Below are 23,449 nucleotides of genomic sequence, written 5' to 3'. Positions count from 1 at the left end.
TAGGAGCAGAAGATAATGGTTCGTCTGGGCGCCTTCGTTGCCGGTCTGGGATTTATCGCCGCCTTGGTGCTGGCGATTTTGACCACGCCGCTGAAAAATGAACCCAATGCGATGTATGAATTCGTCAAACACCCGCGTCATGTGGCGCTGGCAAGCGACGGGTTGATGCCGCATTGGGACACGGCGCAGCTCCAGCGCGGCCTTAAGGTTTACAAGGAAGTGTGCTCGGCATGCCATGGCCTGAGCCAAGTGGCGTTCCGCGACTTGGCCGACCTGGGGTATGACGAAGGACAGATCAAAGCCTTTGCCAAGGGTTTTCAGGTACCGTCGATCAACCCGGAAACGGGTGAGGTTGCGACGCGCGAAGGCGTGGCGGCAGACAAATTCCCGTCGCCCTTTGCCAATGAAGTTGCTGCACGCGCCGCCAACAATGGCGCCGTTCCGCCCGACTTGTCGCTGATCACTAAGGCGCGCGAAGGTGGTCATCACTATGTCTACTCGTTGCTGACGGGCTATGTCGATCCGACAACCTACAAGAATGAAGCGGGCAAACCGCTGCCGAAAGAGCTTCAGCCGACCGGCGTGCTGGCTTTCAACCCCTATTTCCCTAACCTGAATCTGGCCATGGCCGCACCGCTGGCAGCCGAAGGGCAGGTCACTTACGACGATGGCACGAAAGCGACCGTCGACCAGATGGCCAAGGACGTGTCGGCTTTCCTGGTGTGGACCGCCGAACCCAATCAGGTGTCGCGGGTGTGGGCGGGCTGGGCCGTGCTGGGCTTCCTCTTCATCTTCACCGTGCTCGCCTATATGTCCTATCAGGCGATCTGGGCGGACAAGAAGAAACATTGATCGGCGCGCGGGGCGGGGCTGTTCACCATGCAATGGCCCGCCCCGCGCCCCGAGCTTGATTTGGCGGCGCTCGTCCGCACCATCCCCGATTTTCCGAAACCGGGTATCCAATTTCGCGACATCACCACGCTGATCGGTCATCCGGAGGGTTTCACCGAGTCGGTTCGCCGCCTCGCTGAGCGCGCTATGCATTACCGCGCCAACGCGATCGTCGCGGTCGAGGCGCGCGGTTTCCTGTTCGGTGCAGCGATGGCGGCGATGATGGGGCTGGGTGTGGTGCCAGTGCGTAAGGCGGGCAAGCTGCCCGGGGTGACCATCGGCGTCGATTATGAACTGGAATATGGCACCGACCGGCTGGAGCTGCACGAAGGCGCGATTGCACCTGGCGACCGGGTGGTGCTGGTCGATGATCTGCTGGCGACCGGCGGCACGATATTGGCGACAGCCGAGCTGATGCGCGCGGCGGGAGCGGAGGTCACGGCAGCACTGTTCGTGATTGATCTGCCTGACCTCGCTGGCAGTGCGCGGTTGGCGGCAGGCGGCGTCGCATGTGAGACGCTGATCGCATTCGAGGGCGATTGACACAAAGAAAAAGCCCCGCCGAAGCGGGGCCAGGGTGCGACCCGGGGTTTACCTTCAAATGGGCACCCAGCTTTGCTTCTTGCGAAACTTCATATAGCCAACATTGGCTCCCAGCCGTGCGCCCACCCCGACGCGGATGGGGATGAGCACCACATCGCCGCGCCGCATGTAGCTGGCGTTGAACCCGCCAAGCAAATAAGCGGCACCCTCGCCAGCGGGAAAGCGCTTGTAAAGGTCTTCGCTGTCGTGGAGGTTGTAAACGAGTACAAAGGTCTGTGCGGCATTGGCCCCTGCATCGAAGCCGATCGACGGACCAGTCCAATAGGCGGGGCGTTCGCCTTCCACCTTGTGATACAGCGTACCCGACCCGTAGCGCACGCCCAGCACCAACGCGCCGCCCGCCTCACGCCCAACAATATAAGCGTTGGGTTCGCCCTGTTCCTTCAAAATCTTTTCAATCATTTTGGCCAGGCCCTCGGCACCCTTGCCGAATACGCCCTCTGCGGCCCCAATCAAATCGTCTTGCTTAAAGGTTTCGCCGCTGTTCGCTGGAGTTGCGGCGGGCGGTGCTGCTGCGGCAGCCGCACCGCTGTCTTTCACCAGATCGCCATCGACATTTTCGGTCGCTGGGGCGGGCGCGGCGGACGTCGCGGGGGCTGGCTGAGCCAGATCGGCATCAATCGCGGTGTTGGGGTCAACACTGGTCATTTGTGCCTGCGCCGCTGGGGCAAAGGCCAATAGCGCGGCGGCAAGCGGTGCGAGAAATTTGAGCATGTTCGGACCAACTCCCTGATACACCGTCATCATGACTCGCTGTGGGCACGGCGCAATGAACCGGCGATGACCCGAATCAAAAACGCGCCCAAGCGAATCAATGCCGGGAAAAACAGTGTCGGGTAGGGCTGGTTTTTGCCGTTGCAGGCGGGATAAGGGCTGGCTATAGCCCGCGCACGGTCATCCCCCGGTCAGTGCCGGGTTCCGCGCGGAGACGTGGGTGAGTGGCTGAAACCAACGGTTTGCTAAACCGTCGTAGGGGTACACCCCTACCGAGGGTTCGAATCCCTCCGTCTCCGCCACCGTTCCAATGCCAAGTCTGATGCAGCGAACGTGGGCGCCAAACAGGCTGTCCTCCACTGCCACTCTATTGTCCGTCCACTTGGTTCGGCAAGCTACTTGGTTCTTAGCGACGCGCTCACTTTATCGACACATTTCCGCGTGCCGGGACACGCTGGCGGTTATTGCTCGGCTGGGTGACGGCCAGACCCTCTGGCGAAGTGATCGCCTGAACCACGGCCAACACCGGTTGGGTCGTGGGAGCAATGGCCGCCGCAGGTGAGGAAGGCGTCGGCGCCGTCGCGGTAAAGCTGGGGTTCGGGGTCGGCGCAATGGTGGTGACGCGTGCTACCGGCACGGCCTTGGCCTTTTTCTTTTTCTTGGATGTGTTGCGGGCCGGTGCAGGGGCCGGCGCGGCCGGCACGGATGCAACTGGCGCTGATACAAACGGCGCTGACGTGGCGCTGGTGCCAGGTGTCTCGGTCGCCGCGCCACCAAGACCGCTGCGTATATTTGCCAGATCGGTATCCATTTCACCGCGACCGTTCATGCGTGCATTGCTTGGCGCGCTTGTGGCCGGAGCCTGCGCTTGTGGCGTCGGTGTGGTCGGAACCAGCGGGACAAGCGGCGGAGGAGTGAAGGGATCTGCCTGCGGTGCCGTCGGCGTCGGCGTCGGCGTCGGCGTCGGTTCGGGCTGCGGTGCCGGGGCGGCAACCGGCGCAGGCTGAGGTGCAGGCGCGAGCTCAGGCGCTGGAGTCGGTGCCGGGGCCGGTGCAGGCTCAGGCTCAGGCTCAGGCGCCGGGGCTGGCGCAGGTGCCGGGGTAGGCGAAGGTGCCGGGGTAGGCGCCGGGTTTGGCGCCGGTTCCGGAGTGGGCTCAGGTGCCGGGACAGGTGCGGGTGCGGGCGCAGGTGCCGGGTCTGGCGCCGGTTCCGGAGTGGGCTCAGGTGCCGGGACAGGTGCCGGAGCCGGTGCGGGCGCAGGTGCCGGGCTGGGGGCGGGTGCAGGTGTAATGGGTTCGGGCGTAGGTGTAATTGGCTCTGGCGCAGGCGCGGGTAGCGCCACCGGCTCTTGAGCAGGTGCAACGGGTTCCGGAGAAGGTGTCGGAGCAGGCGCCTCCGGTTCGGGAGCAACAGGCTCTGGCTGGGGCTCGGGGAGCGGCGACTCTGGTTCGGGAGCTGGCGCAGGCGCGACAGGTTCAGGCTGGGCGATCGGAACCGGCGGAGATTCTCCCGAACAAACTTGGGTGCCGTAGCCAGTTGGGGTCGCCTCAACGATGTTGCTACAGGCAACCACATCGGTGCTATTGGGCGCCTTGATGGTGGCATTGACTAGCGGACCTGCGCCATTCTTCAGACGGGAACCATCGATGGTCATTACCTGATTGCCGACAATGCGCACAACGCGGCCTGCCCCCACGACGATGCCGTTGGGGAAACTGATGTCCATGTAGTTGTTTTCAATGGTGACACGGTCAAAGCCGCCATCATCTACGCCGTCGCGGATGTGGTTGCCCAGGAAAATTCCCTGCATGTAGCCCGTCATGCTGTTGCCGCGGATAACAATGTCAGCGGTGGGCGCAGTGGTTGGGCGCGACCAGAGCTGGATGCAGTCAGGATGGTCGCCATCTTTCACCAGATTTCCGGCCGCGTCATAGACGGGCAGGATCGGATTGAAATTCGAGCAGCTGTTGCCCTCGATTACAATTTTGCGCGATTCTGCGGCATTGATTCCGTCGGTGCGTAGTCCCGAAAGACGGTTTCCGAACACGCCGACCGCTTCTGACCGGTTGATCACTAGGCCGCGCACGGCGCCGGTGATGTCCATACCGCGGATCGTAACAGATTGGGCATAGTCGATGTGCACGGCATAGCGGACGTCCGGCCCACCGATGACGGCACCGCCTTCAACAATAATGTTGCTGCTGTTGCGGATCAGAATACTCTGCACAATTGACGAATTGTTGCGGAGCGTGATCGGGGTGGCATAATGTTTTCCGCTGATGACCAGCGGGCCAGAAAATGTGGAAGGAATATCGATGGTTTCGCCCGGTTTGGCGTTGGCGATCAGGGTTAGGACTTCCTGATTGGTCATGGTTGCGGCCTGCCACGCATAAGCGCTGCTTGCAGTTGCAATGCAGGAGAGGAGCGCAGCGCTGACCGCGCTGATTTTGAAAACTGGCTGGCTCATGGGGCGCTCCGCAACTTATGTGGTTAAAGGCGTGGCGTTTTGACCGCCGGGCGCTATAGCTAGTGCGACCGGGTTAAAAATTGCTCGCGATGGCGTAAACCTGAACTTTACTGCGTTTGGCGTTATTCGGGCTTCGTATGTCGCGCACTGCCAGTCTCGCACTGGTGGCAAGCGCCAAGGGGTGGACATGGAGACGATCTACGACTGGGTTACCGTGGCGATGTTCGCCGGGTTGATCGTGCTATTCCTGCACCGGTCGGCTGCCGACGAGCCAGTTGACACCATCTGGCATTATCTGCCGCCCAGCATCTGCTGCGCTGCGGCCAATTATTTCGGCAATGAGGGCAATGTCGCCATCGCGGTGGCGTTGATGGTGGCGGTTGGCATTTATGTGGTGTCAGTGCTGAACGTTCAGCTGCCCAGCAAGAAATAGATCCGGCAGGATTTTTCATCATAAGCTGGTGCCATTGGCGCTTGCACCCTCTGCGTCACAACGGGTATCGGATACTATGGGTTGGTTTTCCAAGTTGTTTCGGCGCAACCGGTCGGAGGATGTTTTTGCCGAGTTTTCCGAACCGGCACTCTTCTCCGGTGAGGCTAATGCCGCACCCGATGTGGCAAGGCAAAGCGGCGGTGCTCTGGCGGGTGATGCCGATCATCTTGGTTTCGCAACATCGGGCGGTCGGTTTCTGGGTGGGGCAGAGAGCCAGTCCGGCGCGAGTCGGCGCTATCGTCAGGCCTTTACTCCATCGCAGCCGGTGGCCGATGTGCGCCGTCTAGCGGGCCGGACCGCGCTGATCCGGCGCGTCATCCGGTCGATCGAAGACCAAGACCTGCATGTCGTTCTCTATGGTGACCGCGGTATCGGCAAAACGTCGGTTTTGAAGGTCATCCAAGGGCTGGCCACGCGGGCCAATTATTTGGTGCATTATGTGTCCTGTGGTCACTCGGCATCGTTTTCTGAAGTTTTCCGTTCGCTCGCTAGCCGGATCCCCATGTTGTACGACAGCACCGTCGACCCAACCGAAGGGGATCGTGAAAACAGCCGATCGCTGGCTGATCACTTGCCCGAGGGCGAGTTTTCGGTTTCGCAGCTGACCGAGGTTTTGAGCCGCATCGAGGGCGCGCGCATCCTGCTCATTCTCGACGAGTTTGACCGGTCGGACATCGACGGATTTCGTCGGCCCATCGGTGAGCTTATCAAGAATTTGTCCGATCGGTCGATCCGTGTGCAATTACTGATCGGCGGGGTAGCTGGAAATCTGTCCGAACTGGTGGCGCATGTTCCCTCCATCCGCCGCAACATCGCCGGCATCGGTGTGCCCAATCTGATCGCCAGTGAAGTCGATGAAATGGTGGACATTGCCGAGGTATCGGGGAATGTGCGCTTCGATGCATTGGCGCGCGAGCGTTTGGCCGAGGTGTCTGCCGGGCTGCCCTATCTGGTGGGGCTCATTGGCCAGCATGCGATTTTCGAGGCCGCCGACGCCGGTGACGATTGGATTGCGCGCGCGCATATTGATCGTGCCGTAGGTGTGGGTTGCGAGGAAATTGCCAGTCGCTTGAGCCTGCAATGCAATTTCGCGCTGGAAAGGCTGAGCCGCGGACATCGCAAATTGGTGGAGCGAGCCGCTGTTGAAGCCGTAGGCAATGGAGGCTTGATCATCGACCCCGCAATCACTGCCGAGCTGCGCACCCATACCGGCGATGTGGGGGAAATTGTCCATCCGCTGGCCGATGATCCCCGCGGTGGCTGGCGTTTCAATGAGGATGGAGCGGCGAGCCTGGTCTGGTTGCGGTTGATGCAGCCGGCGGCGGCTGTGCCAGCCTGACCGCACTGCACCAGCTTTCCGTTTGGCCAAACAGCAAATGCCCGCGTCTCCGCCTACGTCAGACAAACGCTTGTCCGCCGGCCTGAAACATGGCGACGAGGCAATTTCAAGAACAACAGTCTCAAAGACAATAAGCCGCGTCTTGAGGGGCGAACTGTGCACTGGCTGCGGCTTGTGCGCTGCTGTCACCGACGGTCGTGTGACCATGCGCAGTGTTGCCCCCGGCTATAGCCGGCCCGAAAGTTCAGCGCCGATTTCGCAGCAAGCCGAGCGAACCATTGCCGCCGCCTGTCCGGGCAGCCGCGTATCCCCGTGGCAGGCTGCGCCGCGGCGGCATAGCGTATGGGGTCCGTGGTTCCAGACCTTGACTGGATATGCTGTCGATGCAGAAGTCCGCCATGCCGCGTCGTCGGGCGGTGCCATATCAGCGCTGCTCATTTATGCGCTGGAGACCGGGTTGGTCGACCGCGTGCTGCAAATCGCCGCTGATCCGGTTCAGCCAACGCGTAACATAGTAGTTTGGTCCAGCACCCGCGCGGAAGTGGTCGCCGCGGCTGGATCGCGCTACGCCGCATCTTCGCCGCTTGCGGAGATTGACGCCGCGCTTGCCGCACCCGGGCGGTTTGCCTTTGTGGGTAAGCCTTGTGACGTGTCAGCCCTTCGGCAGTTGGCGACAATCGACCCGCGCGTGAATGAACGCGTACCGCTGATGCTGTCCTTCTTCTGCGCTGGTGTGCCAAGCCACGCTGGGGCCGACCGGATTATCCGCGCGATGGGGTTTGCCCCCGAAGAAATTCGGTTATTTCGCTATCGCGGCAATGGCTGGCCCGGAATGACGCGGGCCGAGACGCATGACGGCCGCGTAGCCGAAATGCGCTACGCCGACAGTTGGGGCGGCCAGCTTTCCAAAGAAGTGCAGTTCCGCTGTAAAATCTGTCCTGACGGCGTTGGAGGCGTGGCCGATATTGCCTGCGCCGATGCCTGGTACGGCGGCGAAAGCGGTTATCCCGATTTCGACGAGCAGGACGGTCGCAGCTTGATCATGAGCCGGACGAGTACCGGTGATGCACTGCTGCGGCAGGCGATGGCGGCGGGAGTAGTCATTGCTGAACCGTTACCCGTTGACGAAGTCGAACTGATGCAGCCCGGACAAGCCCGGCGCAAACGGCTGGTGGCCGCAAGGCTCGCGGCATGTGTAGCGACGCTGCAACCACGTCCTGCAATGAACGGACTGGATGTTGGAGCCGCCGCGCCGCGGGCTGGCGTGGGAGAGACTATCAAGAACGGGCTGGGAACTGTCCGGCGAATCTTGCAGGGGCGGCGTTGAATGTCGACTTCGGGCAAAAATGCTTCGCTCACGGTCGGGCTGCTATGGCATACCGTTAATTCGGGCAATTTGGGCGTGGGCGCTTTGACCGTCGGCAGCATAGCGTTGTTGCGGCAGGCTTGCGCCGCGGTGAATTGTCCGGTCCGCTTCATCGTCCTTGGCTTCGCTGACCGTGGCCAACCGACTTATATTGAAGGCGATGACATCGAATGCGTGCTGTTAAACGCACGGGCCATGCTGCCGGGCGGCGCCTTCAATCGTGCGATTAAAGAGTGCGATCTGGTTGTCGATATTGGTGGCGGCGACAGCTGGACTGATATCTATAGCAACAAACGATTTGCATTCTTGTGGTGGAGCAAGGTGCGGGCTTTGCAGCTTAACATTCCGCTAATAATGGGGCCGCAGACGATCGGTCCATTTTCTCGACCGCTCCATAGTTGGCTGGCGGCTAAGGTGATGGAGCGGGCGGCGCTGGTGGTTGCGCGCGATCCCGACTCCTACCTCGCCGCAGAGAAAATGGCCCCGAGGGCTAAAGTCTATGAAGCGGTAGATGTGGCTTTTGCTATGCCGCATACAAAGTGGCCCAAGCGTGAAGACATGCCCACCATAGGGATTAATGTATCAGGTTTGCTGTTCAATCGCGGATATGATGGCAAATCGAGCTTTGGCATGGAGATTGACTATCCTGCCTACACGCGCATGCTGCTAAAGCAGTTGCTGTCGCGGCAGGGCTTTCGGATCGAATTGATTTGTCACGTCAATAGCGATGTCATGCCGGTCGACGATGACTGCCGCGTTGCTGAATCACTGGGGCTGGAGTTTCCAAGCATCGCAGCGGTCCGAAAATTTTCCAATCCGGTCGAGGCGAAATCCTGCATTGCATCGCTCGACTTTCTGGTCGCTGGCCGAATGCATGCCTGTATTGCGGCCTATTCAACTGGCGTGGCAGTGCTGCCGGTGGCGTACAGCCGCAAATTTTCGGGATTGTTTGCTGGCGCGCTTGACTATCCCCATGGCGTGCCGGTGCGGGGTGTTTCGACCGACGACGCGGTAACGATGACGCTGGATGCGATCGAGCGGCGCCAGGAACTCAGCGCGGCCACCCGGCGCGGCCGGGACGTCGCCGCACGCCGGCTTGATGGATATGTGGAGCAGTTGGAGCGGCAGATTGCCGGTGCAAGGCGCGGCGGGTGATGCATGTGCGGGTGTGCATTGTCGGATTTCGTGCCCCCGACGATATTCTTAGATGCGTTGACGCGCTTGCCAGGCAGAGCTATCGCCATTTTGAGGTTGTGGTGTGCGAAAATGGCGGGCCGGAAGCCTTCCAAGCGTTGAGAGCAAAGTTGCCAACGGCCCTTGAAAATGGACAAAGGGTCCAGTTAATCGCAGACCATTCCAACCCCGGATACGCCGGTGGGGTGAATCGTTGCATCGATGCTGCTGGTACGGCTGACGCATATTGGGTGCTCAATCCTGATACTGTCGCCGACTCCGGTGCCCTAGAGGCTTTGATTGGCCGACTGCGCCAAGGCGATGCAGATGCGGTAGGCGGGCAATTGTTGAACGCAGACGGCACGCTTGGTTCGTGTGGTGGGGAATGGATCGGTTTTCTGGCTTATGCACGGAGCATCGGCTTGGGGCGGCTTGCGACCAATGCGCCGACACAGCCTGAGGTTGAGCAGAAGATGCGCTTTATCAGTGGCGCGTCATTGCTCTGCACGCGTCGCTTCGTTGAGGTAACGGGCCTAATGCGGGAAGATTATTTCCTCTATTGCGAAGAAGTGGAGTGGTGCCTGCGCGGCCGTGCCCGCGGCATGAAGCTGGGGCATTGTCCGGATGGCCGCGTCATACATCATCAGGGTAGCACGACCGGTTCCGGGGATGCGGTGCGCTGCCGCGGTCGCCTCCCGGTATATTGCAATGAGCGCAACCGCATTTTGACCCTGCGCGATACAGCGCCGCATCTACTCATTCCCGGCATATTTGGTGCACTGCTTTTAACCCTGTATTTTTATTCCAAACGCGGTGCTTGGCGGCAACTGCAGATTGCACTCACGGCGTGGTATGATGGCGTGAGGAATCGGCGCGGTAAGCCGGAGTGGGTTTAATCCCGTCGCCAACCGAAAGCCAAACGATGGCCGTCCCACCAGCGCCATAGCCGCAGTCGTACCAGGCCCTTAAAGGCGGCCCAACGATTGGCCGTTGAACCCAATTTCGGATGACCAAGGATGCGCGGGGTGTGGGCGACGATTGACAGCGGCATGGCCCATGTGCGCGCCAGCCAGTGTATCTGGTTGGCAAGGTTCGGGGACTTCAGTGCATAAGTCTCAGATTGGATACGCAGCCATTTTTGACGCAGTTCATCCCATGTCCGGCGCGCCGGATGGCCAATGGCAGCGTCTTTGACAAAACCGAGGCGGAAACCATGGCTGTTGGCACGGTGCGACCATTCAAGATCTTCGGACATGCCCACGCGAAATCCTCCCACGGTGTCGAACACGTCACGGCGGGTGAATAAATTTCCGGATCCTGTGAACCCTTTGTCGCGTACGTACGATTCATTGTCGAAGGCAAAGACCATTTCGAAGGCCTGAGCAGGCGTCCAAGGCGGTGGATCGTCGATCAGTACATTAACGGGACCGCCGCAAAAATCATAATGATCGAGCCCGGTAATCCCCGCGGCCAGCCATTGCGGCTCGGCCACGCAATCTGAATCGATGAAGGCCAGCAGCGGAGTTGTAGACGCGGCGACGGCCGCATTACGCGCCGGACCGGCGCCGCGTTCCGGCGCATGAATTAGTTGCGCCCGGTCGGCGATCACGGCGGCAATCGCATCAAGCCCCTGCGGCGAGCCATTGTCGGCAACGATGATCGTAAAGTCCTGACGCGGATAGCTTTGTTGCTCAAGCGAGGTCAGGCAGCGGTCGAGCCCAACCGGATCATTATAGTGCGGTATGATGACGGAAACTGCAGGCATGGTGAAGACATTATCCTAACCAGCGCTAGGCTTGGCTGACTATGATTGGCGCTCATAATCTGAGCAAAGACAACGAAGCCTGACAGCACGGGCAACCCAAACAAGCAAGGTAAATCCAATTGTTTATTTGTCCTGTCTATGAGACGGCGCTGGCCAACATCGCAATCGGTGATCAGTCATGATTGAGCGCAACAAGATAACCGTTCGGAACCCATGCCAATGACAAGCGTCAAACTTTGCCTGGCAGCATCCGGGGGTGGGCATGTTCGTCAGCTGCTCGACCTGCAAGACGTGTGGGCCAAAGAGTCCTTATTCTTCGTTACCGAACCCACCGCGCTGGGCCAAAGCATCGCTAGCAAGTATCCGACACATTTCGTTGCACATTTTGCCTGGGGCCAGGCCAAACTGGGCAATTGGCGGGCGATGATTGGCGCAGCGTTTGGCAATCTGCGCCAATCGTTTTCGATAGTGCGACGCGAGCGGCCCGGCATTATTGTGACGACGGGAGCCGGATCGATGGCGCCGCTCTTGCTGTTCGGCCGATTGGCCGGCGCAAAAATTGTGCTGATCGATAGCTTTGCCCGATTCCATGCGCCGTCGCTGTTTGCCCGGCTGGCGGGGTGGCTGGCGCATGTCCGGATCTCGCAGTCGCAGCAAAGCGGCGCGCAATGGCACGGCGCGTTGATTTTTGACCCGTTTGTCGAATTGGACACACCGCCGCCGCCCAAGCGCGCACTAGCACTGGCCACAGTGGGGGCGACATTGCCCTTTCCCCGCCTGGTCGATTGGGTCGAGCAGGCGCGGCAAGCGGGCCTGTTGCCGGCGGAGCTGATCGTGCAGACCGGAACCGGAGGCCGCGCCATCGCCGATGCCGTATGCCATGAAGGACTGTCGTTCGACCAGATGGGTGCAATTTTGGACGCCGCCGAAATTGTCGTCTGTCACGGCGGCACAGGATCGATCATCACAGCGCTGCAGCGCGGTTGCCATGTTATCGTCATACCCCGGCAGTTTGATCTGGGCGAACATTATGATGACCACCAGAGCGAGATTGCGAGCGCGTTCGAGCAGCGAGGATTGATACAGGTGGCGCGTGACTATCCCTCTTTTGTGGCGGCGCTGGGCGCGGTGAAACAGCGAATACCACGAATGGCGACGACCGATCCGCGCGCACTGGCCGATTGGCTACGCGCCTATATTTCGGCGAACAAACCGTCGTCCGATTAGTGTGACCATTCTGATACAGGCTGGGTTAACAGTCTTGAAACCATGGAAGCCCTGTGCGAGGGGCGCAGCGGATTTTGGGGATCATCGGATAGAATGGCATATCGCAAATCACCAACGCGGTCGCTGTCGCGTGGCATGACCGCCTTGCTGGTGCTGGTCATGCTGACGGCGTTTCTGCCCCACCGCGAACGTGCGCTGTTGTTGACCCGCGACGGTATGGACGGGATGCTGGCATCGCAGCTGTTGGAAAATAGCCGGTTTGCGCCACCAATCGACTGGGACCGGCTTTTTGGCAATGACTGGGGCTCGCCGACTTTTGCCGTGCTTGATCCGCTGCGGCGCGAGCGCAGCGGCCCGGGGCGGCCGCCCTTTGGCGATCGACTGCCGGGGGCAATTCCGCAGACCGCCAGCGCAACCATACCCTCGCTGATCCCGTTGGGTACGCAGGTGCCGGGTGGGGCGCCAGTCTTGTCATCGCCCGCGCCGACCAATCCGGGCGGTGGCTCTGGCGGCTCGGGCCCGTTCGGCTCTTTCCGGGGCGGCGGGGGTGGCGGCGGAGGCGGTGGGGGCGGCAGCATCACCAACCCAGCGCCGCCTGTGACGCCGCCGGCTCCTCCCGTGGGCGTGGTGCCCGAGCCCACCACATGGGCATTCATGATTTTGGGCTTTGGTTTGATCGGTAGCGCACTGCGCCGCGCCGGTCGCCGGGTTTGGTCTGCCGCTTAGGTTATTCGGGCGACAAGCCTGTCGTCGTTCAGTCTACCTTACCTCTCTAAGTCGGTGGCAATCTTGGCCAGTTCCCGCTCCTGATTCCGGGCCGACCGGCGAAAATGGCGCGCGAACAGGGCGGCAAGTAAGCTGATCGCTAGCAGTTCGAACATCAACACCACAAATGGGCGGCCCGCCGACGCAGCATTAGCAAAAATGACTCCGCTCTGTTCAGCCACCGGAAAATCGGCATCACGATAAAGCGCGCGGATTTCGGGCATCAGCGCGTCGAAGCGCAGCACGCCATCGATGTTGGCCGAAACGTCGCGCGTTGGATCCATCCCGCGCACCTCGACGAACAGATTATATGGGGTGCCGGGGCCGGTCGCGCGCCCGACCGGGGCCAGAAAACGCGTGCGCCGCAACAGCAGAAAATCCTCAGAATAGCGGGCAATGGGTCCGATTGCGCGCAGGCCACTGACCGTCACGGGGCCAGGCACGAGCCGCGCCGTGCTGCCGCCTGCGAGCGAGATCGCTGTCGCCGGACCGCGCGTCGATGGTTGCTGCATCCATTGGATGAAGGTGCCGATGGTCAGGATAAGTCCGGTCACCGCCGCGCATTGCAAAAACAGCGCCGCGCTGTGCCGGTTGGCGATACGCCGCAGATGCAGCGTCTCGGGCGGGGGAGTGCGCCAGCCCCGGCGAAAGACATAGCGTGCGGCCTCCCACAGCAGGTAGAGCAGCACCAGTAAGGCAATGATGCTCAGCACCGGAAAATAGCGGTCGAAAACTTCGAACTGCCATTCCGCAAAACGGTACATCAGGCCAATATAATTGACGGACTGATAGAAAAGAAAGGCGAACACCGCGACAATGGCCGCCGTCCAGAGCCAGAAAAGACGCCGGCGCCCCAGGGCCTTGCCCCCCACAGCTGCATCGCTTGCCATCCTACGCCCTTATTCTTGTTTTTGCCGTCCGGGGGTGGGCCGCCGATACGGGAAACCATCATTTTCAACATCGTGACCTTAGGGTCAAAATGCGACAGCATCAATCGGCAAGGCCGGGAATCGGAAATTGCGCGGGGGTGGGGCGTGGCCTATAGCGCCGGGTCGGTTCGCAAGAACCAGACCATGGACTGAGCCTGAGTATGGGGAAGAATTTATCAGCTATGGCATTTTTGGGAAGATGGCGACGCAAGACTGCTGGCGCGGCCGCACCCGAAGTGTTGGCGGGCTATTCGAAACCTGGCTGGCTGAGCCGTCACCGCAAATTGGTCTTTACAGCCACCTTTGTGGTCTTGTTTTTCTATAGTGCGCTGTTCCTGCTGATTGGTCGGTTCCTGATTGTGCCATTCACTCTGCCGCTTGCTATCGTCGCCCTGCTGATCATCTGGGCGTTGCCCGAGCGCGGCAAGATACCCGATGCGCTGCTGCGCAAATTTTTCATCGCGTTCATGATAGCGATGCTGGTCTGGCCAAACTATCTGGCGCTGGACATTGCCCCTTTGCCTTGGATTACCGCCGCGCGTCTGATTGGCGTGCCGATGGTCTTGCTGCTGCTGGTGTGCCTATCGCAATCGGCAGAATTCCGCGGATCGATTAAACAGGGGATGATCGCCAATCCCGCCATAACCAAGCTGATGCTTGCCTATGTCGCACTGATTATCATGTCGGTGGGGTTTTCGACCAGCCAGTCGGCATCGACCAACCATCTGATCATCGCATTGGTCAACTGGATCGCGCTGTTTTTTGTGTCGCTCCATTATTTTTCGCGGCAAGGGAATATCGAGCGCTTCGCTTGGCTGTTGTGGGGCGTCACGCTGTTCTGGTGCGTGATGGGCTTGTGGGAATGGCGGATAGGCCAAGTTCCTTGGGCTGGGCACATTCCGTCATTTTTGGCGGTAGATGACGAGTCAGTCCAGAGAACACTGTCTGGCGCACGGCGGGCTGCAACCGGCATTTACCGGGTGCAAGCGAAATACACTACCCCTCTCAGTTTCGCAGAATTTCTGGCTCTCGTTACGCCGTTCATCTTACACTTTGCGATTGCAGGGAAAACGTTTGCAACAAAAATTGCAGCGGCACTTACATTACCGGTTGTTTTCACTGTTGTCCTGTCAACAGATTCACGGCTTGGGGTGGTTGGATTCCTCCTCTCGTTCATGTTCTACATCCTTTTTTGGGGTGCGCGTCGGTGGAAACATGATCGGAACAGTCTTTTTGGACCTGCCATCACATTAAGTTATCCAGTCCTCTTTGTGTTTTTCATAATTGCGACGTTTACAGTTCGGCGTCTTCGTAACATGGTATGGGGAAGTGGCGCCCAAGCCGCAAGCGATGCAACTCGGCAGTTACAAGTCCAAATGGGCATCGACGACTTTTTGCAACGTCCCTGGGGCTACGGTATAGGCCAAGCCGCAGAGACGCTTGGGTTCAGAAATGGTAATGACGTTCTAACAATTGACAACTACTATCTGTCAATATTGCTAGAAATTGGTTTAATAGGATTTTTTGTTTACTTTGGAATGTTCTTTATTGCCGCGATTCGTGGCGGTGGCCGAGGCATACGCGAGCACAATAGCACCAATCTGTGGATCATCCCGGCGGTCATCGCATTGGCCAATTTTATTGTCATCAAGTCGGTTTTGAGCCAACAGGAGGGACACCCGCTGGTATTTGCCATATTGGGCCTGGTAGTAGCGATATTGGCGCGGCCCGTAGGCGTGCCTAAACAGGAGACGGTGTCGTTATCATCACTGCCGGTTGGGCAGTTCGGGCAACGGTCAAGCGGGCGGATGATACCGGCCGCTTAGCGCATTGATTCCGAGTTGGCGGCGGACGAAGGCGAGCGACGCCACATTGCGCGCCACGAGCAGCGCCGAGATGCAGCCAACCACACCAATGGTGCCATAATGCGAGGCGGCCAGCGGGGCAAAGACTATAAGGCTGGCAGTGCTGATAAGGGTGATGGCCAGATTGATGCGGGCATGCCCCGTCATCGCCAGCGTCAGACCGGCGGGCCCAGTGGCGATATAGAGAATCTGACCGACGAGGCCGACTTGCAACGCCGTCGCTCCGCTCTGGAATTCCGGCCCGACAATGCCCAAAACCGGCTTTGCCGCTACGATGAGGATGACCGCGGGAACGGTGACAAGCGCGGCGGACAGCATTGTCGCCGATCGGACGAGCCGCGCGACGGCAGCCCAGTCGGCCTTGGTCTGTGCCGCACCGATGCGCACCGAATACACCCCGAACAGTCCAGTCGACAGCAACGAAAAGACAGTCGCGAATTGCATGACGACGCGGTAGATGCCCGCTTCTGCAAGGCCCAGCTGCGAGGTGACGACGGTGAGCCCGTACCAATCGGCAAAGTTGAGCGCGATCGTCACACCCCACAGTGGCAGCGCGGTGGCTGCCATGGATTGCAGCCCGGGCGCGATCGCTGTGCGTCCTGAGCGTCGGGCCATGAAATAGACCAGAAAGATTGCACCGAAGCCGAAGGCGATGGCGACGATAGCCATGACCATCATCCAGAACAATAAGCTTTCGACCGATGCCCCGACGACCAGCAGCAGCGCAGCACCGAAGAGTGCGGGGATGACGGCGGCATCCATTGCCTGACCAAGCAAGAAAAAGTGCTGCGCTCGCAAAATGGCCGACATCATGCGCGCTATGGCGCGCGCAAGCAGCAGCGCCATCAGCGCGGCCAGCGCCTGGACGGGCAGGGGTTCGTTAATCAGCAGCGCGAGTGCACGATTGCCGAATAGGAAGATCAGGGTAACGGGGACGGCGGCCAAGCCCGCCGTTATCGCAAGCAAGCGGACGATCGCCCCCCCCGCCAAGCGCTCTGTCGCCGGATCGATGCCGGACAGGGCGCGCACCGCGGCAAGATCCAGCCCGCCCACGGCAACGATGCCCAGGAACATCGCGGTCTGGCTGACCAGACCATAGACGCCGCTGCCTTCTGGCCCCCAGGTGCGGCCGATGATGATGACGATGAGAAATCCAAGCGCAACCCCGACCGCGCGGATGGTCACCGAGGCGAGCGCGGGGAAATGGTGGCGGAGGCGCGCGATCATGCCCGAGGCCATTAGCCATTGTGCGGACCTTTGCAACGCGATAGCGCCGGTCGTGGCAGGGTAGGGAGACAAGGGCTTGCAAGGGATTAGCGACGCGCAATTGGCGGCGGACGGAAATAACTTTACCGGGGCGCGGCTGGTTTTAGCGTCGGCAGTGATCTGGACACATTGCTATTGGTTCTCGACAGGTGCTCTTAGTCAAGACGAATTAGAATTGTGGGTCGGCCTTCCGTTTTCGCATGTTGCGGTAAATGGGTTCTTTTTCGTTAGCGGCTTTCTGATTTGCCAAAGTCTGTTTCGTCAGCCTGGCGTGCTGGCCTACCTGCTGATGCGTGTGGCTCGGATTTGGCCAGCGATAATCTTGAGCACAATTCTGACCCTGATTGGCTTTGCATTCCTTAGCAGTAATCCCGCAGTTTATCTGACTGATCCCCAAAGCCTACGCTTCGTCGCTCTGAATTTTACGATGGTAAAGGCGGAATACGCACTGCCTAATCCATCAGGGCTGGGCTTGTGGGCTGTCAACGCTTCTCTGTGGACCATCCCTTGGGAGCTGCGCTGTTATCTGGTGATGGCGCTGGGATTTGCGGTGATCGGGCATCGGCGCGCGGCACTGGTGCGGCCGGTGCTGGTGCTGTCGGTAGTAGCGGGCATCGTCTGGGCGGCGGCGCAGCAATGGTGGGCGGCGTTTCCGGCGACCACGGGCGGGTTGCTTTACAATCTCGACATCTGGATGCGGCTGTGGGGCTGTTTTGCGGCGGGGGCGCTGGTTTGGCTGGAGCGCGCGCGGGCGATGCCGCCGTGGTGGTTGAGTCTGGGGCTGGCGGTGCTGGCGATTGCCGAGCACCAGCTACTGGGATCGGCGCTGCTCGCCACCCCGGCGGCATTCACGCTGGTGCTGACCGGCGTGTTCGGCGGCGGACCGGCGCGCGCGGTGACGGCGCACTGGCCCGATTTTTCCTATGGTATCTATATTCTCGCGTTTCCGGTGATGGTTTTGTTGCAGCAACTGGTGCCGGACTTGGTTGCCGATCATCGCTGGATGGCGGCGGCCAATTTGGTGGCAGTGCTGCCGTTGGCCGCGCTGTCTTGGTTTCTGATCGAGAAGCCGGCGCTGAGCGGCGCGCGGTCATGGCTGAAAACGAGACGAGCGATGCGCGCAAAAGCGCTTGATGTTTCGGGCGTTGACGCGAGAAATGTCTGATAACAGGGAGCGAGTAGTGACAGGATCGACAAGCCTTTCGGAAAAATTCCGCGCGCGACGGGATTTGTTTCTGCGCGAACTGATCGTGCGGCTGCCGCGCCGCGACGGCGCGTTGCGGATTGTCGATGTCGGTGGACGGTCCCAATATTGGCGGAGGGTCGGGTTGCCCTTTCTGCGCGAACAGGAGGTCAAGATTGATCTCGTCAACCTTTATGCCTCGGAATTCGAGCAGAGTGATGCCGAAAGTGATGTTTTCAATTTTGTCGTTGGCGATGCCTGCAAACTGGACATCGCTGACCAGTCCTATGACTTGTACCATAGCAATTCGGTGATTGAACATGTGGGCCAGTGGGGCAGTATGGCGGCGTTTGCGCGCGAGGTGCAGCGGGTGGCGCTTGCCCACTATGTGCAGACCCCCAACTACTGGTTCCCGGTTGATCCGCATTTCGCCAAGCTGCCGATGCAGCAGTGGTTACCCCACCCGCTGCGCGCGCGGTTGATGATGGCATTGCCGCTGGCAACGGCTGGCAGAGCCAAGGATCTGGATACCGCATATAAATTTGTGGATTCGTCGATTTTGTTGACGACGGCGCAGATGCGTACGCTGTTTCCCCAATCCGAAATCCGCTTCGAGCGCGTGATGGGTCTGAAAAAATCAATTATCGCGGTTTCGCGCGGGGTGTGAGGCAGCTCGGGCAAGCTTTTGTTAACCGCACCGTGGCAGGTCGGAGTCTTGTCAGGGGGGGGGGTGCTATGCTGGCCGTGAAAAATCGTCGCGCTTCAGAGTATGTGCGCGAGATTGCGACCACTCAACCGGTGCTGGTAACTCTGGCGGACGACGCGAATGTTGAAGCGGTACCTAGCCCGGCGCGGGCTTTGCAAGCAGAGTTGGCTGCGCGGCTAACCGGAGAAGCAGGGGCACGGTCCGAGCGTAGCCTGCGCTGGCGCGCGGGAGTGGTAGTTGGCTCGGCGGTGCTTTGCTGGTTACCGGTTGCCGGCGCTGCTGCCCTGATTCTAGGCTGAATTTCTGACTACAAGAAGAATCGCTTTCTGACAGCTGACAAATCAGCAGTTAGGCTTTGTATCCTATTTGTTTCGTGGCCAGGCGACGGCTGATGCAGCAAGAGGCATGACTAAACCAGCAAACACCTCGCAATTATTTGCAATGTGGCGGCTGAACCGGCCCAGCAATTTATTCTTTTGACGCCGGGCACGGCGGTGCTGGCATAGGCGACCCCGGCGAAATGGCCCGCAGTTCACCCGCCCCGCACATACGACAAGCGGGCCGACGACGGGTGCTGGTGGGGGGGATTATGTGCTACAGCCGGGTAGCCCGGCGCGGGCAATTGTGACCGACGCGCCGATGGCATTTGATTTTGCCAGAGCCGTGCGCAGCGGGGCTGTGGCCGCAGGAGCCTATTTATGAGTTTGACCGCAACATGCGCGACCATCACCGCCCTACTTGCATCGGCGCAGGGCGGCGAGGTTATCAACCTGAAGGGTAACTGCACGACGATAACGATTAGCAAGCAGTATCGCCGCGAGGTTACCATCAACGCGGGTGGCAGTTCGGTCGCCGGATTGGTGGTGCGCGGTACCAATGTGCGCTGGCGCGGAGGCAAAGTGTCGGCAAAGGATGGTGCGCACGGCCGGGCTGGCAATGGTTATGCTGTGCTGATCCATCAGGCTGCGGCCAATATCCGGCTGGAGGGTGTGACGATAACCGCCGCCAAGAAGGGGGTGGTTGTCGACCAAGCTCGCAACGTCGCCATTGTTGATAGCAAATTTGTGGCGCTGGGCGAGGATGGCATGATTGTGAGTCGCGTGAACGGCCTGACGATTACCGGCAACCAATTTGGCAATCCAATAGGCAAGCCGACCGAATGCCTGGTCAATGGTCAGGTCCAGCTGGGCCTAGCAAAACGTAATTGCGCCGGGGTTTGGAAAGACGGCTATCATTCCGATGCCATCCAAATGCGAAACGGCGTTGTCGGTGCCCGCATTGCGCTCAATCTGGTCGAAGGCAAAACACAGGGCATCACGCAAATGGACACAACGGGGGATGCCCCGCTGCAAAATGTGACCATCGAGAATAACACCGTTCGCACCGACAACTATCACCACATCACGTTGGGCAACTGTATCGGCTGTTCCATCATGAACAATCAGGTTCAGCGCGCGGCAGGGTCGCCGATCAAGGCAATCATTCGACCTGGCATGGCGCGCCGCTGCGGCAACAAAGTGCAGGATGAGCGGGTTCAAGATGGGCGGTGCTGACGTCGCCAGGCCGAGGTCCGCCGCTATTGCAGCAAATATTGCTTGTTGCTCGCCCTTTGCTGTGCAAATTTGGGACATTCCCGCGCCAGACGGGACGAGTTGGGGAGCAGCATGCCATGGTGGAAAAAGATCCCTTTCGATTGCCTGTAGACCACGCAGCGCTGGGCGCGTTCGTACCTGACCGGCGTCGCAGTCTCGAGCGGAAACTGTCGGAATTTGGCGGATATGCCTTGCTTTTGCTAACGCTGGCGATGCTGGCCATGGCGCTGTTCTATGTGATGCGGTGAAGCCGAGCGAGGCAAGGGGGCTGCCGCATCCGGCCCAGCTCCAAACCCTTGCCAAGCAGCAAGGTCTATTGCGCGCAACGGTTCAAGGTGCAGTGCAGCAATTATTTGTGTCCTATCTGCGCTTTGCTTAGTAAAGGCAATCGTAACGCAGTTTTTGCATGTAGTTCGGGCAGCGAAGTGCGGGGGCCAAGGCGACCGAAGGCGATAAAGTGAACATCGAGACGGCGAGCATGAAACCGGATCCAGTGGATGCCGTGCCGACCCGCCCCGTGCAATCGCGGCAGCGGGCCCGCATTGCCGCCTATTTTTCCTTTGGCCTGGTCGACAGTCTGTCGATCCTGTTGGCCTTCACGCTGGCGGAACAAATCCGTGAAGATGTCTATCTGGAGCCCGCCGGTGTTGACCTGGGGCTGACCACGTTGGGCATATATTTGCTGATCGCTGCCAATCAGTCGGCCTATAGTCTGAATGTTCTGGAAAGCTATTTTGAGAGCGCTCGCCGGGCTTTGTTCGCGCTGATCCTGACCGCATTGATCATCGTGTTAACCACCTTTGCGACGAAGACTGGCGTGCTGGTTTCGCGCGTGGGTTTTGCCAGCGCGCTGGCGATGAGCGTGATCGGCATCGCAGGCGGACGGTTGATCTGCCACCGCATGTATTACCAACAGCTGCGCGGGCGGTTGACCGACAATCTGTTTATCATTGACGGCGGCGATCCACCACCCGCAGGCCATGGCTGTGTGGTGATGAATGCCCGCACTGCGGGGCTGGAACCCGATCTGGCCGATCCGGCGATGTTGAATCGCATTGCCGAACTGGTGCGGCCCTTTGACCGGGTGATTGTTTCATGCCCGCTGAAGCGGCAGTCGCTGTGGTCGATCATCCTGAAGGGAAGTTCGGTCAGCGGCGAATTCATGCTGCAAGGCAACCAGCGGCTAGGGGCCATCGGATTGAACGAAGTTGGCGGGACCGACACGTTGCTGGTGTCGCGCGGTCCGCTAAGCCTGACCAACCGCATCAAAAAGCGCGCATTTGATCTAGCCGTCGCTATTCCGGCCATCATCTTTCTTTCGCCGCTGCTGTTGTTGGTGTGGGTGGCGATCAAATTGGAAAGCCCGGGCCCGGCATTGTTCAAGCAGGCGCGGGTCGGGCAAGGCAACAGCATGTTCATGATTCTGAAGTTCCGGAGCATGCGGACCGAGCAGTGCGACGCGGCAGGCAACCAGTCAACGCAGCGCGATGATGATCGCATTACGAGGGTTGGGCGGATAATCCGCGCGACAAGTATCGATGAATTGCCTCAATTATTCAATGTTTTGCGCGGCGACATGAGCATTGTAGGACCGCGCCCGCACGCGCTGGGGTCGCTGGCCGGCGATCGGTTGTTCTGGGAAGTGAGTGAGCAATATTGGGTGCGTCATGCGCTGAAACCCGGGATTACCGGCCTAGCGCAAATCCGCGGATTTCGAGGTGCCACCGCAAGGCGCAGCGACCTTGAGCAACGGCTGCAATCTGACCTTGAATATGTCAACGGCTGGCGCTTGTCGCGCGATGTGGCGATTGTGCTAGGGACGCTGAAGGTGCTGGTTCATCCCAACGCTTATTGAGCAAAGCCGCTTGTGAGTTGGTCTGGTGCCCCAAGTCGGCGGGCCGTTAGCAAATTGGGTGCCCGGTGTCGAAATTCGGGACATTGTGCGCCCGATCACAGCACATCGCTTCTATATCCTTGAGCCTCAGCCGTTGCTGCCCTAGATGGCCGAAACGCATAAATTCCTTGCCTAGTTCAGGAAGATTCGATGAAACGTCAAAATCTGTTTGTTGCCGCCGCCGCTATCAGCTTTTTGGCACTTGCGGGATGCTCGTCGGATGCCGAGCCAACCGGGCAGGTGGTCGCGACCGTCGATGGGGTCGAAATTACCCAGACCGAGCTCAACAACGAGTTGGGCGGGCTCAAGGGCCGCAACGCGGCCGAACAGGACGCGCTTCAGCGTGGGGCTTTGCAGAATATCATTAACCGCACCTTGCTCACGCAAGCGGCGGTCGAGCGCGAGCTCGACAAGTCCCCCGAGGGCGTGTTGACGAAAAAGCGCGCTGAGCAAATGGCGCTAATCGCAATGTTTGAAAAATCGGTGACGGCGAAGACTCCGCCGGTTTCGACCGAAGAGGCCACCGAATTTGTAGCGGAAAATCCGCTGCTATTCGATCAGCGCCGCATTTTTCTGGTCGAGCAGATCGCCGTCAACAGCAACACGCCGAAATTGCTGAAAGACCTGGAGCCGCTGAACACCATGCCCGAGGTGCAGGCCTACCTGGCATCGATGAAGCTGAATAGTCAGCTGTCCTTTGGCGTGATCGATGCCTTGCAGACTGATCCCGCCATCACCCGGCAGATTGTGGCGCTTGCACCCGATGCCGTGTTCGTGCTGCCGCAAGGGGACAGCGTGCGAATTAACCGTATTCGTGACACGCAGCTGGTCCCCGTGTCCGGCGACGATGCGGTCGCAATTGCTAAGGAAATTTTGGCCAACCAACGTCGCCAGCAACAGCTGGCCAATGCCGTCAACGGCATTTTGGCGCAGGGCAAGGACAAGGTAAAATACAGCGCGGCTTTCAAGCCACCTGCCGCGCCAGCGGCAAAGAAAGCCGCGACGCCCGAGAAATAGGGCAGGCACCGCGCGGGGCGGCCAACCAATTAGGTAGAGATGAAACGTGCAGAGAATGATATCAAATACGCCGTTCATCGAGGGGCAACTGCGTTCGGGGCATGGGCGCGGGTCGGCGATGGAGCCTATAGGCTTGTGGCACGCGCAATGCGGAGCATTTTCTTGACTATCCGGGGGGTCGCAAGCTTGACCGG

General features: G+C 59.8%; 21 protein-coding genes and 1 tRNA gene. 17 read left to right on the top strand and 5 right to left on the bottom strand.

Annotated elements, in window-relative coordinates; all coding sequences use genetic code 11:
- Window positions 1–15: 15 nt before the first annotated feature.
- Together AC2TC0_RS10915 and AC2TC0_RS10910 are read left to right on the top strand one after the other, a co-directional pair.
- Complete coding sequence (locus AC2TC0_RS10915; RefSeq protein WP_484717557.1) at window positions 16–852, top strand: cytochrome c1; 837 nt, start codon at window positions 16–18, stop codon at window positions 850–852.
- A 27-nt stretch (window positions 853–879) separates the two neighbouring features.
- Window positions 880–1,434, top strand: a complete 555-nt coding sequence (locus tag AC2TC0_RS10910; RefSeq protein ID WP_484717556.1) for an adenine phosphoribosyltransferase — start codon at window positions 880–882, stop codon at window positions 1,432–1,434.
- Window positions 1,435–1,488: 54 nt separating this feature from the next.
- Here the strand turns inward: AC2TC0_RS10910 and AC2TC0_RS10905 are convergent, their stop codons facing one another.
- Window positions 1,489–2,208 carry a DUF1134 domain-containing protein gene (locus AC2TC0_RS10905; RefSeq protein WP_484717555.1) on the bottom strand — a complete coding sequence of 240 codons (720 nt, stop codon included), beginning with the start codon at window positions 2,206–2,208 and terminating at the stop codon, window positions 1,489–1,491.
- Between the two features lie 210 nt (window positions 2,209–2,418).
- On the opposite strand from AC2TC0_RS10905, the gene AC2TC0_RS10900 reads away from it, so the two are divergent.
- Window positions 2,419–2,510: transfer RNA gene (locus AC2TC0_RS10900), tRNA-Ser, on the top strand.
- A 116-nt stretch (window positions 2,511–2,626) separates the two neighbouring features.
- Here AC2TC0_RS10900 and AC2TC0_RS10895 read toward each other — a convergent pair.
- Window positions 2,627–4,675 (bottom strand): NosD domain-containing protein, encoded by a 2,049-nt coding sequence (locus AC2TC0_RS10895; protein WP_484717554.1) that lies wholly within the window; start codon window positions 4,673–4,675, stop codon window positions 2,627–2,629.
- Between the two features lie 187 nt (window positions 4,676–4,862).
- Between AC2TC0_RS10895 and AC2TC0_RS10890 the strand changes: the two genes are divergently transcribed.
- The 5 genes from AC2TC0_RS10890 to AC2TC0_RS10870 all read left to right on the top strand — a co-directional run bounded on the left by AC2TC0_RS10890 (window position 4,863) and on the right by AC2TC0_RS10870 (window position 9,942).
- Window positions 4,863–5,108, top strand: a complete 246-nt coding sequence (locus AC2TC0_RS10890) for an XrtV sorting system accessory protein (protein ID WP_484717553.1) — start codon at window positions 4,863–4,865, stop codon at window positions 5,106–5,108.
- A 76-nt stretch (window positions 5,109–5,184) separates the two neighbouring features.
- Window positions 5,185–6,507: an ATP-binding protein gene (locus tag AC2TC0_RS10885; protein ID WP_484717552.1), complete on the top strand. Its 1,323-nt coding sequence runs from the start codon at window positions 5,185–5,187 to the stop codon at window positions 6,505–6,507.
- 205 nt (window positions 6,508–6,712) lie between these two features.
- Window positions 6,713–7,834 carry a Coenzyme F420 hydrogenase/dehydrogenase, beta subunit C-terminal domain gene (locus AC2TC0_RS10880; RefSeq protein ID WP_484717551.1) on the top strand — a complete coding sequence of 374 codons (1,122 nt, stop codon included), beginning with the start codon at window positions 6,713–6,715 and terminating at the stop codon, window positions 7,832–7,834.
- Window positions 7,835–9,028: a polysaccharide pyruvyl transferase family protein gene (locus tag AC2TC0_RS10875; protein WP_484717550.1), complete on the top strand. Its 1,194-nt coding sequence runs from the start codon at window positions 7,835–7,837 to the stop codon at window positions 9,026–9,028. It begins immediately after the preceding gene.
- Window positions 9,028–9,942 (top strand): glycosyltransferase family 2 protein, encoded by a 915-nt coding sequence (locus AC2TC0_RS10870; RefSeq protein WP_484717549.1) that lies wholly within the window; start codon window positions 9,028–9,030, stop codon window positions 9,940–9,942. The genes AC2TC0_RS10875 and AC2TC0_RS10870 overlap by 1 nt, the downstream gene beginning before the upstream one ends.
- On the opposite strand, the gene AC2TC0_RS10865 is transcribed toward AC2TC0_RS10870, so the two are convergent.
- Window positions 9,939–10,811, bottom strand: coding sequence for a glycosyltransferase family 2 protein (locus tag AC2TC0_RS10865; protein WP_484717548.1), 873 nt, complete (start codon window positions 10,809–10,811; stop codon window positions 9,939–9,941). The genes AC2TC0_RS10870 and AC2TC0_RS10865 overlap by 4 nt on opposite strands.
- Window positions 10,812–11,030: 219 nt before the next feature.
- On the opposite strand from AC2TC0_RS10865, the gene welK reads away from it, so the two are divergent.
- Both welK and AC2TC0_RS10855 read left to right on the top strand, forming a co-directional pair.
- Window positions 11,031–12,038: a beta-1,4-glucuronosyltransferase WelK gene (gene welK, locus AC2TC0_RS10860; RefSeq protein ID WP_484717547.1), complete on the top strand. Its 1,008-nt coding sequence runs from the start codon at window positions 11,031–11,033 to the stop codon at window positions 12,036–12,038.
- Between the two features lie 135 nt (window positions 12,039–12,173).
- The gene (locus AC2TC0_RS10855) at window positions 12,174–12,764 is read left to right on the top strand and encodes a PEPxxWA-CTERM sorting domain-containing protein (RefSeq protein ID WP_484717546.1); all 591 of its coding nucleotides are present in this window, start codon (window positions 12,174–12,176) and stop codon (window positions 12,762–12,764) included.
- A 38-nt stretch (window positions 12,765–12,802) separates the two neighbouring features.
- Here the strand turns inward: AC2TC0_RS10855 and AC2TC0_RS10850 are convergent, their stop codons facing one another.
- Window positions 12,803–13,693: a hypothetical protein gene (locus AC2TC0_RS10850; protein ID WP_484717545.1), complete on the bottom strand. Its 891-nt coding sequence runs from the start codon at window positions 13,691–13,693 to the stop codon at window positions 12,803–12,805.
- A gap of 200 nt (window positions 13,694–13,893) precedes the next feature.
- Between AC2TC0_RS10850 and AC2TC0_RS10845 the strand changes: the two genes are divergently transcribed.
- Window positions 13,894–15,558, top strand: a complete 1,665-nt coding sequence (locus tag AC2TC0_RS10845) for an O-antigen ligase family protein (RefSeq protein ID WP_484717544.1) — start codon at window positions 13,894–13,896, stop codon at window positions 15,556–15,558.
- Here the strand turns inward: AC2TC0_RS10845 and AC2TC0_RS10840 are convergent.
- A complete protein-coding gene (locus AC2TC0_RS10840) occupies window positions 15,529–16,824 on the bottom strand; it encodes a lipopolysaccharide biosynthesis protein (RefSeq protein ID WP_484717543.1) in 1,296 nt (431 codons plus the stop codon). The two genes, AC2TC0_RS10845 and AC2TC0_RS10840, sit on opposite strands and share 30 nt — an antisense overlap.
- Before the next feature lie 100 nt (window positions 16,825–16,924).
- On the opposite strand from AC2TC0_RS10840, the gene AC2TC0_RS10835 reads away from it, so the two are divergent.
- From AC2TC0_RS10835 to AC2TC0_RS10810, 6 genes are all read left to right on the top strand, one after another.
- Entirely contained in the window at window positions 16,925–18,028 is a 1,104-nt protein-coding gene (locus AC2TC0_RS10835) for an acyltransferase family protein (RefSeq protein WP_484717542.1), read from the top strand.
- Between the two features lie 16 nt (window positions 18,029–18,044).
- Window positions 18,045–18,713: a class I SAM-dependent methyltransferase gene (locus AC2TC0_RS10830; RefSeq protein WP_484717541.1), complete on the top strand. Its 669-nt coding sequence runs from the start codon at window positions 18,045–18,047 to the stop codon at window positions 18,711–18,713.
- 737 nt (window positions 18,714–19,450) lie between these two features.
- Window positions 19,451–20,305, top strand: a complete 855-nt coding sequence (locus AC2TC0_RS10825; RefSeq protein WP_484717540.1) for a right-handed parallel beta-helix repeat-containing protein — start codon at window positions 19,451–19,453, stop codon at window positions 20,303–20,305.
- Between the two features lie 140 nt (window positions 20,306–20,445).
- Window positions 20,446–20,592 (top strand): hypothetical protein, encoded by a 147-nt coding sequence (locus AC2TC0_RS10820; protein ID WP_484717539.1) that lies wholly within the window; start codon window positions 20,446–20,448, stop codon window positions 20,590–20,592.
- 209 nt (window positions 20,593–20,801) lie between these two features.
- Window positions 20,802–22,199: an exopolysaccharide biosynthesis polyprenyl glycosylphosphotransferase gene (locus tag AC2TC0_RS10815; protein ID WP_484717538.1), complete on the top strand. Its 1,398-nt coding sequence runs from the start codon at window positions 20,802–20,804 to the stop codon at window positions 22,197–22,199.
- A gap of 189 nt (window positions 22,200–22,388) precedes the next feature.
- The gene (locus AC2TC0_RS10810) at window positions 22,389–23,255 is read left to right on the top strand and encodes a SurA N-terminal domain-containing protein (protein WP_484717537.1); all 867 of its coding nucleotides are present in this window, start codon (window positions 22,389–22,391) and stop codon (window positions 23,253–23,255) included.
- Window positions 23,256–23,449 lie beyond the last annotated feature (194 nt).

Source organism: Sphingopyxis sp. sgz302558 (assembly GCF_057220455.1).
The sequence above is the reverse complement of the archived record's forward strand: the minus strand, read 5'-3'. Positions and strand labels throughout refer to the sequence as shown.

Coding starts and splice junctions, on each gene's coding strand:
- AC2TC0_RS10915 (WP_484717557.1), top strand. CDS start 16: ATGGTTCGTCTGGGCGCCTTCGTTGCCGGTCTGGGATTTATCGCCGCC.
- AC2TC0_RS10910 (WP_484717556.1), top strand. CDS start 880: ATGCAATGGCCCGCCCCGCGCCCCGAGCTTGATTTGGCGGCGCTCGTC.
- AC2TC0_RS10905 (WP_484717555.1), bottom strand. CDS start 2,208: ATGCTCAAATTTCTCGCACCGCTTGCCGCCGCGCTATTGGCCTTTGCC.
- AC2TC0_RS10895 (WP_484717554.1), bottom strand. CDS start 4,675: ATGAGCCAGCCAGTTTTCAAAATCAGCGCGGTCAGCGCTGCGCTCCTC.
- AC2TC0_RS10890 (WP_484717553.1), top strand. CDS start 4,863: ATGGAGACGATCTACGACTGGGTTACCGTGGCGATGTTCGCCGGGTTG.
- AC2TC0_RS10885 (WP_484717552.1), top strand. CDS start 5,185: ATGGGTTGGTTTTCCAAGTTGTTTCGGCGCAACCGGTCGGAGGATGTT.
- AC2TC0_RS10880 (WP_484717551.1), top strand. CDS start 6,713: ATGCGCAGTGTTGCCCCCGGCTATAGCCGGCCCGAAAGTTCAGCGCCG.
- AC2TC0_RS10875 (WP_484717550.1), top strand. CDS start 7,835: ATGTCGACTTCGGGCAAAAATGCTTCGCTCACGGTCGGGCTGCTATGG.
- AC2TC0_RS10870 (WP_484717549.1), top strand. CDS start 9,028: ATGCATGTGCGGGTGTGCATTGTCGGATTTCGTGCCCCCGACGATATT.
- AC2TC0_RS10865 (WP_484717548.1), bottom strand. CDS start 10,811: ATGCCTGCAGTTTCCGTCATCATACCGCACTATAATGATCCGGTTGGG.
- welK (WP_484717547.1), top strand. CDS start 11,031: ATGACAAGCGTCAAACTTTGCCTGGCAGCATCCGGGGGTGGGCATGTT.
- AC2TC0_RS10855 (WP_484717546.1), top strand. CDS start 12,174: ATGACCGCCTTGCTGGTGCTGGTCATGCTGACGGCGTTTCTGCCCCAC.
- AC2TC0_RS10850 (WP_484717545.1), bottom strand. CDS start 13,693: ATGGCAAGCGATGCAGCTGTGGGGGGCAAGGCCCTGGGGCGCCGGCGT.
- AC2TC0_RS10845 (WP_484717544.1), top strand. CDS start 13,894: ATGGGGAAGAATTTATCAGCTATGGCATTTTTGGGAAGATGGCGACGC.
- AC2TC0_RS10840 (WP_484717543.1), bottom strand. CDS start 16,824: ATGATCGCGCGCCTCCGCCACCATTTCCCCGCGCTCGCCTCGGTGACC.
- AC2TC0_RS10825 (WP_484717540.1), top strand. CDS start 19,451: ATGAGTTTGACCGCAACATGCGCGACCATCACCGCCCTACTTGCATCG.
- AC2TC0_RS10810 (WP_484717537.1), top strand. CDS start 22,389: ATGAAACGTCAAAATCTGTTTGTTGCCGCCGCCGCTATCAGCTTTTTG.